The 19,143-nt window shown below is 44.8% G+C and carries 14 protein-coding genes; 7 read left to right on the plus strand and 7 right to left on the minus strand.

All coding sequences use genetic code 11. From position 1 onward, the window contains the following. Nucleotides 1-424: 424 nt before the first annotated feature. A complete protein-coding gene (locus AC27G9_RS10415; RefSeq protein WP_487073858.1) occupies nucleotides 425-862 on the plus strand; it encodes a hypothetical protein in 438 nt (145 codons plus the stop codon). Nucleotides 863-925: 63 nt separating this feature from the next. On the opposite strand, the gene AC27G9_RS10420 is transcribed toward AC27G9_RS10415, so the two are convergent. The 4 genes from AC27G9_RS10420 to AC27G9_RS10435 all read right to left on the minus strand — a co-directional run bounded on the left by AC27G9_RS10420 (nucleotide 926) and on the right by AC27G9_RS10435 (nucleotide 6,161). Beyond that, a complete protein-coding gene (locus AC27G9_RS10420; protein WP_487073860.1) occupies nucleotides 926-1,978 on the minus strand; it encodes a GGDEF domain-containing protein in 1,053 nt (350 codons plus the stop codon). Beyond that, nucleotides 1,965-2,417 carry a hypothetical protein gene (locus AC27G9_RS10425; protein ID WP_487073862.1) on the minus strand — a complete coding sequence of 151 codons (453 nt, stop codon included), beginning with the start codon at nucleotides 2,415-2,417 and terminating at the stop codon, nucleotides 1,965-1,967. Before AC27G9_RS10425 ends, AC27G9_RS10420 begins: the two co-directional genes overlap by 14 nt. Nucleotides 2,418-2,551: 134 nt before the next feature. Further along, nucleotides 2,552-2,914 carry a DP-EP family protein gene (locus tag AC27G9_RS10430; protein WP_487073864.1) on the minus strand — a complete coding sequence of 121 codons (363 nt, stop codon included), beginning with the start codon at nucleotides 2,912-2,914 and terminating at the stop codon, nucleotides 2,552-2,554. Nucleotides 2,915-2,939: 25 nt separating this feature from the next. Next, the gene (locus tag AC27G9_RS10435) at nucleotides 2,940-6,161 is read right to left on the minus strand and encodes an nSTAND1 domain-containing NTPase (protein WP_487073866.1); all 3,222 of its coding nucleotides are present in this window, start codon (nucleotides 6,159-6,161) and stop codon (nucleotides 2,940-2,942) included. Nucleotides 6,162-6,450: 289 nt separating this feature from the next. Between AC27G9_RS10435 and AC27G9_RS10440 the strand changes: the two genes are divergently transcribed. Both AC27G9_RS10440 and AC27G9_RS10445 read left to right on the plus strand, forming a co-directional pair. After that, nucleotides 6,451-7,146 (plus strand): Crp/Fnr family transcriptional regulator, encoded by a 696-nt coding sequence (locus AC27G9_RS10440; protein WP_487073868.1) that lies wholly within the window; start codon nucleotides 6,451-6,453, stop codon nucleotides 7,144-7,146. Between the two features lie 78 nt (nucleotides 7,147-7,224). Next, on the plus strand, nucleotides 7,225-7,743 hold the full coding sequence (locus AC27G9_RS10445; RefSeq protein ID WP_487073870.1) for an Mpo1 family 2-hydroxy fatty acid dioxygenase: 519 nt from the start codon (nucleotides 7,225-7,227) through the stop codon (nucleotides 7,741-7,743). A gap of 27 nt (nucleotides 7,744-7,770) precedes the next feature. Here AC27G9_RS10445 and AC27G9_RS10450 read toward each other — a convergent pair whose 3' ends face one another. From AC27G9_RS10450 to AC27G9_RS10460, 3 genes are all read right to left on the minus strand, one after another. Then, nucleotides 7,771-8,457 carry a hypothetical protein gene (locus AC27G9_RS10450; RefSeq protein WP_487073872.1) on the minus strand — a complete coding sequence of 229 codons (687 nt, stop codon included), beginning with the start codon at nucleotides 8,455-8,457 and terminating at the stop codon, nucleotides 7,771-7,773. 12 nt (nucleotides 8,458-8,469) lie between these two features. Continuing rightward, entirely contained in the window at nucleotides 8,470-9,564 is a 1,095-nt protein-coding gene (locus AC27G9_RS10455; RefSeq protein ID WP_487073874.1) for a Kelch repeat-containing protein, read from the minus strand. A 152-nt stretch (nucleotides 9,565-9,716) separates the two neighbouring features. Beyond that, a complete protein-coding gene (locus AC27G9_RS10460; RefSeq protein ID WP_487073876.1) occupies nucleotides 9,717-11,969 on the minus strand; it encodes a TonB-dependent receptor in 2,253 nt (750 codons plus the stop codon). A 371-nt stretch (nucleotides 11,970-12,340) separates the two neighbouring features. On the opposite strand from AC27G9_RS10460, the gene AC27G9_RS10465 reads away from it, so the two are divergent. From AC27G9_RS10465 to AC27G9_RS10480, 4 genes are all read left to right on the plus strand, one after another. Further along, a complete protein-coding gene (locus AC27G9_RS10465; RefSeq protein ID WP_487073878.1) occupies nucleotides 12,341-13,354 on the plus strand; it encodes a LacI family DNA-binding transcriptional regulator in 1,014 nt (337 codons plus the stop codon). Between the two features lie 101 nt (nucleotides 13,355-13,455). Beyond that, nucleotides 13,456-14,691 carry an MFS transporter gene (locus AC27G9_RS10470; protein ID WP_487073880.1) on the plus strand — a complete coding sequence of 412 codons (1,236 nt, stop codon included), beginning with the start codon at nucleotides 13,456-13,458 and terminating at the stop codon, nucleotides 14,689-14,691. 14 nt (nucleotides 14,692-14,705) lie between these two features. Further along, entirely contained in the window at nucleotides 14,706-16,226 is a 1,521-nt protein-coding gene (treF, locus tag AC27G9_RS10475; RefSeq protein WP_487073882.1) for an alpha,alpha-trehalase TreF, read from the plus strand. Nucleotides 16,227-16,548: 322 nt separating this feature from the next. Further along, a complete protein-coding gene (locus AC27G9_RS10480; RefSeq protein ID WP_487073884.1) occupies nucleotides 16,549-18,966 on the plus strand; it encodes an alpha/beta hydrolase family protein in 2,418 nt (805 codons plus the stop codon). Nucleotides 18,967-19,143 lie beyond the last annotated feature (177 nt).

The following is a 19,143-nucleotide window of genomic DNA, read 5'->3' on the forward strand; positions in this document are numbered from 1 at the left end:
TTTTGTGGGTTTCTGGCAATTTTTTTAAGAGAGCCGATAGTGTCGACGCGAAAAGAGCGAGCTGTCTAATCCACTAACTGAGCTATCTCTATATGCATAATCTGGGGTTGGACTTATAGAGGAAGAGCAAAACCAAACAAACCTACCGTGTCGTCGTTAATAGTCACCCCAGAGCTTTCGATGGTTGTATGTTGTGTAAATCTAGCTTTGATTCTGCAAACAAGAAATGTGATAGCGCTGATAAATGCGCGTTGTGGCCAGTTAGGCGTCACTATGGCCTATTTCTTCACCAGTTTTAAGATTGATTGTTATTTCAGCAAGCCGAGGTATTTTCACTTTTTATTTTTTGTTCAGCTTGCCTTAATATTTTAGCGGTATGGTCTTAGCTGTTGTTTACCGTTTAAAAATATATGGAAGGGAAGCTATGAATAAAAAAAGTATCGTGACAATAGTGAGTTTGGGCCTATTCGTTTCCTGGATGAGTCAGGCTGAACCGTCAGCACAGCAAGATAAGGCCGATGAAAGCGCACAGGAGCAAAATCGGGAAAGGGAAGCACGTCTTGAAGCGCGTGAACAAATGCGAGAAGCCGAGAAAGCTCGTCGTGAATCAGAGCGAGAAGCTAGGCTATCATCACGTGAAAACATGAGAGAGGCGGAAAAAGCTCGGCGCGAACAAGAACGAAACTCGCGCAAAGCGGCTCAAGAGAAACAGCGTAACTATGAAAAGGAACGCCGTGAGGCTGAACGAGAGGCTCGTAAAGCGGCTAAACAACAGCAACGTGAATATGAAAAAGCGCGACGAGAGTATGAGCGCGAGGCACGTAAAAGCGAACGAGAAAAACGTGACAAAGACGATAAATGATGAAAGTAAAGAAATGCGGCGGCAACCTGCAGAGATTAGCCGCCGATTTCTATCGAGGAAACGTCAGAGCAATGCGATGTCTTTGTCTTTGGTTATGATGGTATTGCGGCCAGCCGCTTTGGCAAGGTATAGGGCATCATCGGCAGCTTGCAACAAGGTTTGAGGACAAGCTACACCCTCAGAGCAACTTTGTGTCATGCCGATACTCACCGTTACCTGCACATCATTACTTAAACCCATATCATCAAAGCGTAATTCACTGATGACCCTATTGATTCGTATCGCAGTTAGTTGCGCAATTTTCAGCGCATTGTTGGGCATAATGACCGCAAACTCTTCACCGCCATATCTCGCAGCAATACAGTCCCGCGTTGGAAGGCATTGTGAAATGGCACAGGCAATCTTTTGCAGACATTTGTCTCCTTTAAGATGGCCGTATTTATCATTAAATTTTTTGAAGTAATCGACATCAATAAAAATCAGCGTAAGCGGCTGAGCGTTGTTGCGACAGCTTTCCCATTGTGATTGCAATTGGCTGGAAAACGTATGACGATTGGCCAGGCCAGTAAGGCAATCTGTTTGGGCCAATTCTTTTAAATCAGCGTACTCGGTTTTGTGAAAAGACAAGTCATGCACCACGCAGATGATGAGCTGTTCGTCACCTTCTTTACACAATGTTGAGATACACAAGTCTACCGGCACTAAATGGCTATCCATGTGAATCAGTAAGGCTTCTTTTGGGCCATGCTTGAAGCACTCTGCGGGTTGAGTAGAGCACTGTTCAAACAATCCTTGGTACTCCATTAAACAACTTGGAGCAAGATGGTTGAGTAGATTGCTGCCCACCAAGGCATCGCTAGAAAAGCCGATAAGTTGCTCCATCGCCAAATTCGTTTTTTCGATAGTGCCGTCAATTCTCAGTACGAGCATACCCGTATTCATCGCATTGAGAATGCCATCCAAGCTTGCATCAATATGTGCTATTGGCCAAGCTCTTTTTGTTAGTGTGCGTTCACTTTCGCTCTTGGGCTTCTTTTTGTTGCTGTTAATCGGAAATTGTTGCCTGATTTGCTCACAGCGTTGTGCCCATGTACTGATTGGATTAGTCTGCAACATTGAGATGTCCTTTTCGCTTGCTACGAGAAATTGAAGCCACAAAGCGTTCTACAAAGCTCGGCTTACATGAGATAAGTGGGTGCTTACTTTTTAGTTTTTCACCTTGGTGTGCAACGGTGAGGTAGACCTCTATCGGCTGTATTTCTCTGCCGTAATTGATAAAGGTTATGGATTGTTTATCGTTACTGATGATGCAACTTAGGTCGTGAAATCCTTTGGGTTCGACCATAACGGGTTGGAGGAATGAAAACTCTGCCCCTTTGTTAGCAAGTTTGAACGTTACCTGAGTGCCCGGTCTGAAAGAGTGAATTGGAAGAATTGACTCATCTAACTCGTGGTGATTTTGACGTTTCAAATCGTCTTCACAATCGAATATTACTCGGTTGTTTTCGATTGATGCGTACACAGTATGAGTCTGTAATAGCGCGTGAATGTTCATTGTTTTGTCCGCTTTGCCTATTTGCTATAGGGCAAGATTACAAAACCCGTTAAGTTTATACCTTCTGAAAACCTTCCAATTTAAGTAATTGTTTTTATTGATTAAGTTAGGAGGGTTTCCCCTCCTAATATTTGTTAGATTCGCTTTTTATTGCGTATTTGAGGGTCTTGGCTTGTGTAAACTACGCCAGCGAGCTCAGTTTGCAAATAGAGAGCTATGGTTTCTTCGTCTGCGTCTGAATCAACGAAACAAATCTTGCTCTTGTCTTCCGATAGGGTGTAACTCAAATCATCGTATTGTTGGTCAATCAATGGGTCGGTAAACGTCATACCGCTTTCACTATTTACTAAGGTATAGTTGATCTCCGAGTTCTCGACTTCGATTTCAATGGTGCTATTGAAGGGATTTCCATCAGCGTCGAATATGGTAAAAATGCCTTTACCTTGTTCAATTTTCACCTCTACAGTGAAGTTAAAAACGGACTGTGGTGTTGTCATTGAATTTTCCTTTTATCATTGTTGTTTAAATCGTAGTGAAATAACTTTCGGGAATGCTTTTGTGTTTAGCACAATGGTCAAGTATGGCACTAAGCTTTCGAAAGCTTGGTTTTTCGCTGTTTTTCCATACGGTTTCTTCGTATTGTATTTTGTTAACACAGTATTGTTCTGCGGCTTGGATTTCGTTTTGTAACATGTGTAGCCCCCAATTTAAGATCGCCCATTCGCTCTCATAGAGACTAACATCCGCTGATTCGTTACGTTTTTTCTCGAGCCAAATAGCCAGTTTATCTAATGCGACCTTGCTGCTGCGCCAGTCTGACTTTCGTTGCGCCACTATTGCAATATCGAGTAGCGCTCGCGGTAGTGTTTTGTCGTTTTCGAGCATCGAATTCAACAGTGCTTGATGCTGTATTTCCGTCGTACCTGAGAATTTGGATGCTAACTTCATTTGCTGACTGGACACTTCAACCGCGAGCTCTTGCCAGTATTGATTTTGAGCATCTTCGTTAATGAGGGCGGTGGCTAGGTATTCTGAGCGATGCAGATAAGAGGTTAAATCGAAATCTGATGTCGTGTGGTAGATAAACTCTGCTTGTTGTATCAGTACCAATAGTTCATTTTCCATGATATTGGCATTGGGCGTGTTGCCCGTCTGTAATGTGTTGAGCAATGACAAGCTCTTGCTATAGTGCGCTAAGGTTCTTTCGGTATCACCCAAATGGTGTGAGGTTATCGCAATCCAGGAATGAGTATCGGCAATATCGACGGCTAGCTCAGTATCGTTAGGCGACGCATCGAATAACACTTGTTTAGCGTCTAAAGAGTCGGAAAAGAATTGTAATGCATCTGCATATTGTCGATTTTCTATGCTCAATGTACCTAAGGTGTTTTGCGCATAAGATAATTCCAATATGGCATTGGGATCATCAGGGGCTACTGCAACCAGTTTTTGAGCATAAGTTAAGTAACGTGTGAGGTGGTGTTGCGCGGTTGTCATGTCCAGAGCATCATAGGCAATTTGCCCCAGCCAGAAGTGGTTGATACCTAAAGATGTAGTAATTTCAACGGAATCAGGAGTCTTACTGCCTAAGCTCTCTAATAGGTTTATCGCGTGACTGAATCCCGCTTTGGCACCTGCTATTTCTCCTCGTGAATAATCGACTTCAGCAATGGCTTGTACTGTGAGCACTTGCTGCAAAGAAGCCTTAATAGACATATCGGATGTACGAGAGAACAACCACGGTGTTTTCTGACTATCTTGCTGAGTGAAATACTCCAATGCTTTGTTACTGATGCCGTCGAGTAAATCCATACGGCGAACGCTTCGCAACTTGTCAGCAAAGTCTCCAACCATAAAGCCCAGTAGGTTTTCAGCATCTCCCTTTTGCTGCTGTGCGTACTGATAGGCTTGTTGAGTACTGATGGCTGTAGCCAAAGATAAGGTTGTCAGCAAGCAGAGCAGGGCGAAGACTCCGCGCTTTAACCAGCTTTGCCTTTTTACTTTTTGCTCTGATTTTCGCACAAGTTGCAGTACGTTGTTGTCGATAGCTACCGGGTTGCGACTCAGCAGTTCTAAGGCTTCATCTAGGGGTTTGCCTTTCTGAAGTAAGTAGGCTGAGTCTCTATTTTGTTCAAGCCAGTTTTCGGTTTGAATCGTTAGTTTCGCTTTTACCATCAAACTCGTTTGATGCTGCTCAAGCCATTTTGTGATCCTTGGCCAACTTCTCAACAACGCTTCATGTGCAAGACGAAAACTCGGTTTACCATTGGTAATATCAGAGACAAATAGCCGGCTGTCTACCATCGCTTGAACAAGATTTTGCTGATCTGGCGTAGTAAGCTCGGCCCAATAGGCTGTTCTACTTGTGGTATTTGAACCATCCACACTGTGGGCAATCAGTAAGGACAATACGTGGTCAAGGGTATCTTGAGTTTGTTCGCCTAAAGATGCTAAAACCCCATCCGCTCGATTGCCAATTGCGCCTTCAATGCCCCCAAGTTCTCGATAAGCAGCAAACGTCAGTAAGTTATTTTGCTTTCGTTCATACAGCTCACTCAACGTGTACTGTAGGAGAGGAAGCGCGTCATGATGAACGGTTATGTCATTGGCGATTGCATCGTCAAGTCGTGTATGAGACGTGCTTTCCGTCTCCCACTGCAAGTTAGCTTTTAACGCGGGCAATTGAATCATTTTGATCAAGTCTGTCGCGTTGGGTTCGGTAAGGTCGAAGTGCGAACCTTTTACTTTGTCCCGCATTAATGTTGGGAAAGTAACAATTTGCGGGTAAAAGTCATTTCGTGAAATGGCATAAACTAAAATCGATTTACTATCGGCTAAGGTTTGAATCATTTCTAAAAAATGATGGCGTTGCGTTGGCTCGAATTCAGGAGAATCTAATAAGACCTCGAGATGGTCTAATACCAAAACCAATTTGGGAGCCGCGATATGTTTAAACTCACCAAAGGCTTCAAGTATTGAGCTCACTCGATGGGTCAGTGTCTCGGGCGACGCCATGAGTTGTTGGGCTAGTATCTGTGCACTGACATCAGCAAATACCAACTCTTCGTCAATCTGCCAGTCAATCATGTGTGTAGCCAAGTCTAACCAAAGTTGGCTGCTGCTCGTTTCTTTGAAATTAAAAGAGATATGACTAATTGCCGCAATGCCTTGGGTATTTTTCTTGTGCTGAAGGCGAGGCAGTAATCCAGCGTGAACTAATGACGATTTACCACAACCACTTGGGCCCAATATCAGGGTCAGCCCGCGGCCTTGTTTAATCGCTTTTTCGGTGAGGGTAAGCAGCGTTTCAATTTGTCTGTCTCGACCAAAAAATACATCGTGTTGAGATTCATTAAATGCACCGAGCCCAACGAATGGCGAACCCCCACGCCAATTGTTCGATGTTTGTGGTGTTGCGCTTTCTTCTACTACGCTAATTGGCGCAATTACGCGATAACCACGTTTTCTGATGGTCTCAATATAGGTGGGCGAAGAGGCATTATCACCCAGGGCGCGTCGTAGTTGGTTAATTGCTTTGTGAACTGGGTTGTCGCCAACATCAATGTTCGCCCAACAATTGTCAATGATCTCGTCGGCACTCAGCACTTGACCTTGTTGCTGACACAACAAAAGTAAAACGTCCATGGCTTTAGGCTCAAGGACTTTTTGTTTTTTCCCCCGTTGGAGGTGATTGGATGTCGGCGTGACTTGCCAATCTCCAATAAAGAATCTTGTATTATCCAATGACCTACTACTGCTCCCAAAAAGCGGATTTTACTTGCCACTTTGGCCAAATATAACACCGACTCCTTGGTGTTGATGCGGATCCTTGCGTATAGGTTATCGACCTCATTATTAAAATGTGTAGTGACAAAGTAAAATATCTCGCAAATTGATGTGATTTTGTTTGCGCAGTGTAGTTAAGCCGTTTTGATGCTGTTCTATTTCGTCACTTTCAACTTGCCCTCTATATCGATAGCTTCTACATTGTGTGCTAATTCAGCTCGACAAAAATGGTGCCGCGCCGTCTAACATGACAGATAAAACCGTCAACATTACACAGGAGCAACTAGCTCACGTTAGCCAGTGGTTTCAAAGCTTACCAGAACAAAAGCAGCGAGACCTTTTGTCTCACTGTCGCATGCGCCAGCTAAATGCCAAAGATATGCTTTTTCGGCGAGGCGACCCGTTTGATGGGATCTATGTTTTACTTCAAGGGGGCCTCTGGATCAGCGGCCTCGATATATCTGGAGCTGAAATTGGTTTAACTGTCATTGAACCGGGTCAATGGTTTGGCGAAATTGCCTTATTTGATAAGCAAGACCGAACCCATGATGTTGTGGCATTAAAACCGTCCATATTACTCTTCCTTTCGGCGAATTATTTGCATGTATTGACGCAAGAAGACCCCAGTTGGTGGCGTTTATTCGGCACGCTATTAACATCTAAGATGCGGTTGGTATTCCAAAATCTAGAAGATAGAAGTTTACCGTCTGCTAGCGTTCGACTGGCGAGGAGGCTGCTATTGTTCTATCACAGCAGTGAAGAGGTGGAGGTTGAAATTGCGATTCCTCAGCAACAGCTGGGGCAACTGCTTTCTTTGTCTAGACAAAAAACAAACCAGCTATTGAAACAGTTTGAACAGGAGCAAATTGTTAGGTTGGCCTATGGGAAAATTGTAGTGCTGGATGCAAACGCTTTACATGACATTGCCTTTCCATCTTCCTAAATGTCATCTAGGTGACAGTATGTGCTGCCATCTTGTCGTATGCTCGAAGGGTAGCGAATTTTTCAAATAGGTACGGTTATGAAAACGATTGAACAGCATCTAGGCCAATATGCTCAGTATCACCGAGATCAACGAAACATTTTGACCCACTATGCGGGTATTCCATTAATTGTATTCTCTTTGCTGTGCTTGTTAAGCCGCCCTGTTTTTGGCACAGCTAACCTTCCGTTGATTGGCGATCTGTTATTGAGCCCTGCTCTTGTGGTTTGGATTGTCGGGAATGTTTTCTACTTCAAGTTAGACTTGCGTTTTGGCATTGTTATGGCGTTACTGACGGGGGCCTTGCTCTATGTTGCTCAGGCAGTTGCGCTTTCAAGTACACCAGTTTGGCTACTACTGTCCATAGGCATTTTTGTTGGCGGCTGGGTACTTCAATTTATTGGTCACTATTACGAAGGCAAAAAACCTGCGTTTGTAGACGACCTAATGGGATTGGCGATTGGCCCTTTATTTGTTGTAGCTGAGGTCGCGTTTGAACTTGGCCTTAGGCCTGAGTTGAAGCAATCTGTTGAAGCGGTTGCAGGACCCGTTCACTGAATAACCGAAGAACGTTAGAACCAGCCACTAATTGGCTTGTTCTAACGTTTGCTGTTTAAGCGCTAGTTGCGCCTCCGCTATCATATCTCTGATCTCACGTTCTGACATTTCATCTTGAACATATTGGCTTAAATACAGCAAGGCATTGTGATTGAGTTTAATCAGACCGCGATATTGTTTTCTCTGCTCTTGTAAAAAACGATTGATCGTGGATGCTTTTTGTATACAGCACGCATTGAGATCTTGGTTGAACGCTACTAGTGAGCGTTGTAATCCTTGTTTAGCAACAGTGTTGTCGTAAACTGGCAGCGTTTCTACTTCAATTTTCGCCTGTTTAAATTCCCGTGTTTTATCAAGAGCAAGGGATAGGGCATCGATACTTGATTGAGCCAGTTTTTGATTGAGCGACAACAATGTACTGTCGAGTTCGACCAGTTGAGGGTTATCCCAATTTAAAATACGCGCTTCTTTATATACATTTTTGGCTGACCATACTGCCTGTTTAGCCAATGTTAGTTCATCCAAATGTTCCGAAGGTGACGTCAGTACCGATTGTGTCACCAAATTTTTTGCCTTGTTGACATATTCGAGTGCATCGACGTCAGCTTTTTCCCTGCGTAGCATCGAATCGGTTTTTTGTGGCTGCGTATCACAAGCACTTAGCAGGCAAATCGCGATAGCAAACACGAACGAGCGAAAGATAAGATTGAACATGAGCAAAATTCCCTATTTGTCGACTGTGACGGGCGTAACACTTGATAAAACCGTTTGATTCGGCCCCATTCCACCAATGACTACCCACTGGTCACCCACTTTTAATAGCCCTCTATGGTCCATCGTTGTGGCCTGAGTTTGCGAAACATGCCACTTATTGGTTTGGGTATCGAAGACCCACAACTGATCGTCAGGTTCGGCTGGATCACCATTATAGCCGACGCCATTATAATTATAGGGATTGGTAGCTCCACCGTGGAACAGTATCCGTTTTGAAGATTCGTTCCCGCCGCTGGCCATACGATAACGGGCAACACCTGTAGGGTGAGAGAGGGTCATCCAATCTATTCGGTTGTGATCATCCGCACTGATTAGCCCTTTGTAGCACGCTGTTTCTGCCGCGAAGGTGCGGCGTTTATTCATCCTTGCAATGGTGGCAACACCATCACAGACGACGATGGTATTGTTTACGATCGCGCCAGCATGACCAAATACTGGGGCGCCAAGAAAAGGGCTGGCCTGCTGCCACGTATCGGATTGGGTGTCATAAACTTGGACTAGATTCACATTGCCGTCGTTGTGCCATCCCGATATGAGATAAATATAACGATCGCGATAGGGAATGGCGACAGCATCATCAACGGGAACAGGCATGGCTGTTAACGCGTGATATTGCTTGGAACGAACGTCATACCGATAAACGTCTGGCGTACTGATTTCGCTGTGATCTTCAGCTACGGTGTAGCCACCAAAGATGTACACAGATTGGTTCATACCAACGGCAACACTGGCAAGTCGACCTTTGAGTGCAAGTGAAGAAGGCACGCTTGGAATACTCTGCCATTTTGTGGTTTGCCCCTTGTTGTCGATGACAAGTTGCCATGCCTTGTTGTGCACGTCCTTATCACTTTTGTTTTGCCCTAAGCCCATAAACGAGAATAGATAGTGCTTGTCGTCGAACGTAACACTGGCAACGGCATTGTTAGAAACGGGTTCAGGTAAAGCGGGAAGCGTGCGTGCTTGACAGACAATAGCAACTGCTGCAGTACAGATAAAAAGAAACAATGTACGCAAACATTTCAGCAGTTGGGTCGCAGATAAGATCATCGAAAGTATTCATATTCATTAAAAAGAAAACGAATATTCAACACTAAAGGAATCGGAAGGGTAAAGCAAAGCTCAAATACAGGGAGGCAAATCAGCACATCCCCAAACCGTCGTGCGATTTGAGGATGTGAAAAGTCATTCAAAGGAAAGTGTTAGAACTGATAGCTCAGGCTAACCGTTGCATTTCTTGGCAAAATGAAGCGGCCATTAGGAGAGCTAGGATTTCTTGGATCGCCTTCTGTTAAGGCGTCCTCATCAGTCAAGTTCTGTAGATTTAATTGCAGTTGTAACTCTTCAGTGAGGTACATGTTTAAACCCACATCGACTTGCTCATAGCCCTCAAGTACCACAGTATTACCATTGTCTCCGAACCTGTCGTCTACCGCGATAATAGTGGCATAAAGCGTTGACTCAACACTGTTGAACTCAAAGTCATAACTCGGGGTTAAGCGTACTTGCCAACCAGGCTGACGTTGTGCTTCATTCCCTACATTGGCAGGGCTAGCCGTTATCTCTGTTTCCTGAACCGTGGCATTTAATGTAATGGAGAAACCATTGTCTGCATAGTACGCCAAATCCAACTCGATACCATAGGCTTCGTTGGTCAGAATCTCTGCTGGTGCTCCCGGACGAGCGACGAAAGTATCGCCTTCCACTTCATTAAAGAATCCTGTGGCATAGACACTGTAGTTTTGTTCTGCCATTTTAAAGCCAAGTTCATACTGTGTGACTTGCTGAATGAGATCTTCCCCGTCGCTAAATGCGCCGAAGTTGTCTCTAAAGTCATCAAAGTAAGGCATCTTAAAACCTTCACTCGCGCGGAAGAATACCCCCATATTGCGCTGGAACTGCCAGTTTGCGCCTAGTGTCCAGGCTGTTTCTCTTTCGTCATACTGCACGGCTTTAGTGATAACACCGTCAAGGCCCTCGTCAACCGTATAATTGATTTCATGGTTTTCGCTGCGAATACCAACATCAAGGGTTAAAGTGTCTGTGACGTTGTAATCGACGGCGGCATATATGGCCTCAGTTGAACCGTCTCCCGTACTATTGATGTCATAGTTCCATGTACAACTGTCATCGTTGTCGTTACACGCAATACCCGTTAGGCGCTCTCCGCCACTTTGAACCACGTGATAGGCTTGGTTGCCAAGTGACCACCAATCATTGGCAGAGAATGAACTTGTGAAGTAACCCACTGTCACTTTGCCTTCACCAATGTCTTTGGTCAGGGCGAGATCATTAGTAAACCCTTCGATTTCTTTTAGAACAACCCAACGACCAAACTGCTGAACATCGGTGTCTCCGTCGTATTCCGTGCCCGTGACGGCGCCGATAGCGGTACTGCCATTGTCAGCCACTGTAGACAGTTTTACCGCGCCGCCTTCAGGCACTAAGCCAAATGTATTGGCATCGCCTTCGGTATAAGCGAATTTGTCTACAAGGGTCCAGCCATCCCCAAGGTCAAGTTGTAAGTTGCCGCCAGTGACCGAGCCTTTCCAACCACGCCCATCACCTAAATCAATATCTAATCTTTCACCATCAGGACCGAATTGAATACTTGCTTGACGATTCAATGGGCCTAATTGCACGTAACTGTTGTCGACACCCGCGGCGTTTAACGCGCTAGGCAAATACCATACGCCGTGATCATCAGTCACACGAGTAAAGATAGAGAATTTTCCGTTATCGAGCTCTTTCGTGATGTTAACGGTAAATTGCTTACCGTCTTCGGTATCAAAACCTGTGTCACGGATCCCTGGAGAGCGAGACACATAACCGCCAGCCATGAAATATAAATCTTCGGCGAGTTGGCCACTCACTAGGCCATCAATACGTTGTAGATCGTAATCAGATCCCGTGTACTTGATAAGGCCTTCGGTTTCTTCGCTCCCTTCTTTTAGAATGAAGTTGGTCGTTAACCCTGGTTGTCCATTTGACAGTACTGAGTTTGGACCGCCGCGCAACGCATCCATGAACTCAATGGTTTCATCCATTCTGAATAGTGTTGAATTTTCAAGGAAACTCAAAGTGGGTGGTGTGAAAATAGGTACACCTTGTAGCTGCACGGTGACAAACGGAGCGTCGCCACCGCCAGGAAAACCGCGTACAAAGATATTGGCCCCAGATACCCCGCCTGATGATTCTGCCCATACACCCGGTACGGCTTTGAAAATATCAGCAGTACTCTTTGGTGCTAAGCGTTTTATATCATCCTCTGACATATTAGTGATGGCGAAACTGGTATCGACTTTTCTCACAGGCGTGCCGCTTGGAGTACCCGTTACGACGATACGTTCTAGTTCGCTGCTTTCGTTTTCAGCTGCATCTTGCGCATAGGCGGTACTTTGCATCGTAAAAGCACTGATTACGGCAATACAGAGAGGCGTTAATCTGGTTTTCATGTTTGTGTCCCGTTATGACTCTGTTCTAACTTGGGCGCATTTATCTTTGCTGAGAATAACAGCCATTCAATGGTAATAGCGCAATCCTTCACAAAGGTAAACTCGCCCCAGATAAATGGGGTGTGTTTCACCCTGCATTTTCAAAATATGCCAAAATGCAATCGATTGCAAAGTGTTTTTGCAATCGATTGTAATTTTTTTATCATTTTGTTTACAAATCAAATGGATGATTTGGTGACGTTTAATGGCAATCTATTGATTTATATGGCCTGAGTGCTAATTTTCGGCGAGGCGCATTTGACAGATTAAGTAGGCAAATGAGGTGAAAAGCGATATAGTTTTGTAATGATATGTGCAAAGACTGTTAAATTTTGAAGCCTGAAAGAAAACTTACCTTATCCGATTTGGCGAAACTGGCTGGTGTCTCCACCTCTACCGCTTCTCGAGCATTGAACGATAACCCAGTCATCAAACAGTCGACGCGAGAAAAAGTTCAAGCCCTGGCAAAAGCACACAATTTTAGTGTGAATGCGGCTGCTAGCCGCTTGAGAACGCAGCGTACTCAGGTGGTGGCGGTGATACTCAATCTCATCGAACACACCGAACAAAGTATCAACGACCCTTTTTTGTTGAAAGTGGTCGGAGACTTAAATCAAGCTTTGAACGACAAAGGCTACGAGCTTCTACTGTCGAATTCTTTTATGGCGTCGGATGACTGGTATCACTATTTTATTGGTAGCTCTCGGGCTGATGGATTGATCGTTGTAGGTCAGGGAAAAAGTGACGAAAAAGCCGTAAACGCTGCAAAAGCGGGGGCCCCACTAGTCGTATGGGGAGACCCAAACACCGACTCAACGTACCCGATTGTTGGCAGTAATAATCGTTTGGGTGGTTATTTAGCTACGCAGCATTTGATCGCCCAAGGCCACAAGCGATTAGTATTTTTGGGTGATCCCGAACATGCCGAGATGGCCGAACGTTACAAAGGGTTTGTACAGGCCCATGAAGAGGCAAACCTCGATATTGCATGCAGCCTAACGTTGTCTATCGATATCACGAGTCAGGCCGCCTACGATAAAGTAAGCGAAGTGATTCTCAAAAACGGTTTGAATTTTGACGGTATTGTCGCGTCGAGTGATATGGTTGCTTTAGGGGCAATGAAAGCGCTGAAAGAAAGGTATATCGCGATTCCTGGTGAAGTAGCAATTGTTGGCTTTGACGACATTTCAATGGCTGAACTGTTTCACCCAGCATTGACTACGGTACGTCAGAATACTCGAAATGCGGCACAAGTCATGGTCGAGCAACTACTGAATCAACTCAATGGCCAAAACGCTCACTCTCAAACTGTCGATATCGAACTGGTAAAGCGAAAATCCTCTTAACAAAGCGAATTCAGTTTTTGTTTAAAGATTTTTTGCAAACGATTGCAAAATTGTTAATGGCACGTTAGACTCGATGTAAGTTCGAGATTTAAGGTGGTATTATGCCGCGTCTGTTAATCATTGCCGCTATCGCGTTTTGTTATTTCGTCTTCGCTATTCTGCTCAATAGCGTTGGTACGGTAATACTGCAATCCATCAATACGTTTGATATCTCAAAAACGTCAGCAGCGTCTCTCGAGGGGTTTAAAGATCTCTCTATCGCTTTTGTTTCTTTCGCTGTCGCTTCTTTCATTCCAAGAATTGGTTACAAGATAGCACTGCTCATCTCACTCGTTGCCGTTGCATCAGTCTGCTTAGTGGTGCCTTTGTGGGCAGAATTCGCCGCAGTAAAAGCCCTTTTTGCCGTTATCGGTGCGGCATTTGCGCTAGCCAAAGTTTCTGTTTACGCCATGGTTGGCCAACTCACTGATAGCACAAAATCCCACTCAGCTTTACTCAATACGATAGAGGGCATCTTTATGCTTGGCGTATTGAGTGGATATTGGGTGTTTAGCTTTTTTATTGATGGTAGTGAGCCGGGCGCAACTAGCTGGATGTCTGTGTACTACTTGCTTTCGGCGGTAGTCGCGGCGAGCGCTGTACTGGTTTTGGTATCGCCAATTCAGCGCCCTGATGCGAGTCAGGTTAATACCTCCGCTGCTCAAGCATTCACTGATATGTTGAAACTCGCGTACCAACCATTGGTACTCATATTCGTTCTATCAATATTTCTCTATGTATTGGTTGAACAAGGAATTGGTAGCTGGTTGCCAACGTTTAACAACCAAGTATTGGGGTTGCCGGTCAGTGTGAGCGTGCAAATCACCAGTTTGTTTGCGTTTTCTATCGCCCTTGGACGCCTATGTGCCGGGCAAGTACTTAGGTATGTGAGTTGGTTTCCATTTCTGGTGATCAGCGCATTGTTGATGATGGCATTGATATTACTCTCGCTACCATTAGCTGATGGAGCGGATACTCAAGGTATTCAGCATCTGTGGCAGGCGCCTATTGCTGCATACTTATTGCCACTTATCGGCTTATTGATGGCGCCGATTTATCCCATATTGAACTCTGTGATGCTGAGTTCACTACCTAAACACAATCATGCTGCAATGACAGGCTTGATCGTCATTTTTTCCGCTCTCGGCGGCACCTCAGGTTCGTTACTCATTGGGTGGTTGTTCGAAATTTTTGGTGGTGAACAAGCCTTTTACACTTTATTGGTTCCCATCATAGGCATCGTATTAACCCTAATCGGGTTTCGAAAAGTGGCGGCGTCGTCGTCTGTTGTTGAATAGAATTAGTGTGTGATATGCAAGTAAGTAAAAACCTAAATGACAGTCAGTTGTTTTTCTCCAGTCAGCTGTTTCACGACGTCCAAATGTCGGGAATTTTCAGCGACAGTAAAACCTTTGCTGACGCCATCCCTAAGCGAGAGTTGACCTCCATTCTCGAAGCTTATGAAACGACTATTCGCGACGATAACAACGCACTGAGTGCGTTTGTCATGAAGCATTTTTTATTGCCTCAACCGATGCAAGAACCGCAATTTAGCAAAGAGGATTCTGTCGCGTCTTATATTCACAAATTGTGGCCACAACTGATTCGCCGACCAGACGAGTACACAGGTGGGTCGTTATTGCCGCTGAATTATGGCTATGTCGTTCCTGGTGGAAGATTCAGAGAAATTTATTATTGGGATACGTTTTTCACTGCACTGGGGTTAAAAGAATCTGGACAGATAGCGTTGATAAACAACTTGTTTGACAACTTTGTGCACCTTCAAAAGACCATTGGGCATATACCCAATGGTAATAGAGCGTACTATCACTCTCGGTCTCAGCCCCCGGTACTCGCGTTGTTGGTCGATTTGCTTCTTGAGCCCACAACTTCAACGGATAGGGTGAAGTCTTTTATCTCAGCTTTGGATACTGAGTACCAATTTTGGATGCGAGGCGCCCAACAAGCTAAAGAAGAGGGGGTAGGCATGAGAGTCGTTTGCATGCCTGATGGCGAATTGTTGAATCGATATTGGGATGATGATGCAACGCCTCGTCCCGAGTCTTACAGAGAAGACGTAGAAGCTACCCTATCAATGACGGAAGCTAAGCAGGCTGATTTTTATGTCAACATTCGAGCTGCTTGCGAATCTGGTTGGGACTTTAGTACCCGTTGGCTTCGCGATGCCGAAGATTTAACGACTATCCAAACGACAAACATCGTTCCTATCGATTTGAATTGTTTACTGTACGCGCTAGAAAAGACGATAGGCCAACTACACCAAAGGCTATCTTCAAGCGAAGATGCCGCGCTTTGGTTTGAGCTTGCAACCAAGCGCAAGCACGCTATTCAAAAGTATTGTTGGTCTAGTGTTGATGGTGTCTATTTTGACTATGATTTAGCACAGCAAGATCATTCAACGGTGTATTCATTGGCCATGGTATTACCCATGTACGTTGGGTTGGCTGACGAGCAACAAGCCAAACAGATCGCAAGTGTAATACAAAGCCGCTTTCTGAAAGCGGGAGGGCTAATTACCACTCTGTCTGATAGCCCGCAACAGTGGGACTCTCCCAATGGTTGGGCACCGCTGCACTGGTTCGCTGTACAGGGCTTGAACCATTATCAATACCTTGACCTTGCCAAAGATATTGCCATGCGATGGCTCCACACAGTTGAGCATTACTTCGATGAACATCATACGTTAATGGAAAAGTACGACCTTGTGCATCCTGCTCAATCCGCCACAGGGGGGGAATATGAAGTTCAACATGGTTTTGGGTGGACTAATGGTGTGACTCAAGGCCTTTATGCCATGTATTTGCCTAGCTAAACGATAGCCGATTAGTTGCACATTGTTTCGTGATAACGTCTATCATCAGCCGCAGGCTAAAGCTCAGCTCTTTATAAGCTTTAGCCTTTTACAATACATCCAATCACATCACCGGCGGCTGTATCTCGCCTCTTAATTGAAACCTTGTTACAAGGTTCTTGCTAAAGAATCTCTTGCACACTCGCCAAACACAGTCCACATTGTTGTTGGAATAAGTATGGTAGAAACTTTTATTTACGAAATGCGTATTCATTGATAAATCCAAACAAGGTATACAGTGGTTGAATAGTCAAATCAGATACAAAGACATTAAGGACAAGTTATGGCCAATAAGCGATTTTTTCTGGCAATGGGAATTGCCACTTTGTTTTGGAGTTCCACAATGACAGTGAACGCTGCGGTTGAATACCAAACGCCATCAGAAGAGATAAAGCAGCTGGTTGACGTAAAATTAGCGCCTTACTTTTTAATGAACGAAAGGCAAGATACGGCGCTATTATTGTTTCGCGACAATTACAAAACAATCGAAGAGTTGTCTGAGAAAGAGTTGCGTCTCGGTGGGCTGCGAATCGACCCCAATAATAATATTGGCAGCCGAACGACCTTCTACAATGATATAAAGATTCGACGGATCCAATCCAATCAGACTGTCGAGATTGAAGGGTTGCCTGAGTCACCACGGTTGTCGGGGTTTACTTGGTCGCCTAATCAGGCTTACATGGCGGTAACTAATAAAACGCCAAACGGCGTTGAAGTCTGGGTCATTGACGTAAAAAACGCCTCAGCCAAACAACTGACAAAACCGAATGTGAACGCCAATATGGGTGATGCGATCAACTGGTTTGCAGACAGCAAGTCCTTGCTAGTCAAAATGGTACCTAACGATCGCAAACAACTTATCGATACCGCCTTAGCAACACCAACCGGACCAACGGTATCTGTCAGCGATGGAAAAAAGGCGCAAAACCGAACGTATCAAGACTTGTTGAAAAACGAGAATGACGAGTTCAATTTTGAGCAGTTAACCCGAGCTGAACTCGTCAAAGTGTCACTGAAAGGTAAACAAAAAATTTGGCTTAAAGCCGGCATGTATGGCTCTGTTAGCGTTTCACCAGACGGTCAATACGTGCTTGTTACTGAGTATAAAAAACCATTCAGTTACCTTGTACAATACAACCGCTTTCCGTCCGAAACTGCAGCTTACAGCGCGAGTGGTAAAAAGGTTGAAACCATTGTGGCTGTGCCGCTTATCGAAGACTTGCCGAAAGGTTTTATGGCAGTCAGAGAAGGGCGTAGACGTATTCAGTGGCGCAATGATAAGCCTGCAACTGTAATTTTTGCGAAAGCACTAGATGGTGGGGACCCCGAAAACCAAGTCGACTACCGCGATGAAGTCTTTGAGTTAACCGCGCCTTTTTCCGGAGAGCCAAGACGTTTGTTGAAGACCATCAATCGTTTTTATCGCGTTGATTGGGCTAACGAAAACTATGCCATTGCCCAAGACTACTGGTGGAACACGAGAAACACAAAATCATATATTTTTGACCCATCAGATAGTGCCGTCACCCCTAAAGTGATTCACGATAGAAATTATCAAAATGCGTACAAAGACCCAGGGAGTTTTGTCACTGAACGCAATAGTTATGGTAAGTCGGTACTCGCGTTCGAGGACGGTAACGTGTTTTTGATTGGCGATGGCTTCTCAGATGAAGGTCAGTTCCCCTTCTTGGATAGCCTCAATCTGACGACTTTGAAAACGGAGCGTTTGTATCAATCACAGTTCACTGACAAGTTGGAACGCTTGAGTGATTACAATGCGAACACAAACCGATTAACGGTGCGTATCGAATCAAAAAACGAATTTCCCAATCGTTTCTTCAGAGATATCAAAGCCGATACATTGCAGCAGATCACCTTCTTCGACAATCCTTTCAAGGCTATACAGAATGTGAAGAAAGAAGTGATTCAATACCAACGGCAAGATGGTTTAGCGTTATCTGGCACCTTGTATCTGCCGGTCGGATATGAAGAAGGTAAGCAGTACCCTATGATCTTGTGGGCGTATCCGAGAGAATTTAAAGACCAAAATAGTGCGTCACAAAATACGCAGAACCCCAATGAGTTCACCTATCCCTATTGGGGCAGCCCAATCTACTGGGTTAACAAAGGTTATGTAGTGCTCGATGATGCCGCCTTCCCGATTGTTGGAGAAGGCGATGCTCAGCCCAACGATACGTTTCGCTCTCAGCTAGTCGATAACGCAAAAGCGGCAATTGATGCCGTTAATGAGCGAGGTGTTATCGATCCTGAGCGCGTTGCCGTCGGTGGCCATAGTTATGGCGCCTTTATGGTTGCGAATCTATTGTCTCATTCGGATCTGTTTGCGGCGGGAATCGCGCGAAGTGGCGCTTACAATAGAACATTGACGCCCTTTGGTTTCCAATCTGAGGAACGCTCCTATTGGGATGCGCCTGAGGTGTATTACACGATGTCGCCATTTATGCATGCGGATAAAATGAAGACGCCGCTACTCCTCATTCACGGTGAAGCCGATAATAATAGTGGGACCTACCCCATGCAAAGTGAGCGTTATTTTAATGCACTCAAGGGGTTAGGAGCAACGGCGAGGCTGGTCATGTTGCCCAAGGAGTCCCACGGCTATCGAGCAAAGGAAAGTATTTTGCATATGCTGTGGGAACAAGATGAATGGCTGGAAAAGCATGTGAAAAACAAGCAATAAAAAATAGTGTGAAAGCCGGGTTTAGCCCGGCTTTTTTGTGCATGACTCGCGTCGTTATTTTTATCCAGAAATAAAATTAACAATAAGGTGAAATTAATATTGGCAATTATAATTGTTATGTTATAACATTTTTGTTGTCAGTGTGTGACTGACATTGCGATGAAGAAAAAGGGCCCA

The sequence above is a fragment of the Alteromonas sp. 5NS40-0096 genome (assembly GCF_057544385.1).